General features: G+C 67.7%; 1 protein-coding gene. It reads right to left on the reverse strand.

The genetic code is table 11. The features are described 5' to 3' along the window. Nucleotides 1-146: 146 nt before the first annotated feature. A partial coding sequence (locus tag KHA85_RS20155; RefSeq protein ID WP_213186657.1) for an NfeD family protein occupies nucleotides 147-474 on the reverse strand: 328 nt, incomplete at its 5' end.

Raw genomic sequence — 474 nt, forward strand, 5'->3', positions numbered from 1 at the left:
CTGCAGAAGGTGGCGGAGATCGACAGGCACATCAGCGAACTGGGCGAAATGCGCCAGCGCCTGGTGACGCTGGCCGACCAATGCCCGGGCGACGAGGGGGCAGAGTGCCCCATCATCAACAACCTGGCGGGATGCTGTCGTTCTAATTAACGGCCGATGGCGCGGATCACCAGCGTGACCCCTTCCACCGCCACCACTTCCACTTCGGTGCCGGCGGGCAGATCTTCCGCCGCCTGCGCGCGCCAGCGGCTGGCGCCGATATTGATGCGCCCCATGCCGTTGTGCATCGGCTCCGTCAGCGTAGCGCGAGTGCCGATCAGCTGGCGGTTGCGCTGGTTGAGCACCGGCGAACCGCCGGATGCGGCCGCCGGGCGCCGGCGCAGCCAGTACCACCACAGATAGGCGACGACGACGGTCAGGACGGCGAAGATCATGCCCTGCCACGCCCAGGAAAGCGGCGGCAGCAGCCAGATC

This window comes from Dietzia massiliensis (assembly GCF_018390595.1).
Taxonomy (GTDB): Bacteria; Actinomycetota; Actinomycetes; order Mycobacteriales; family Mycobacteriaceae; genus Dietzia; species Dietzia massiliensis.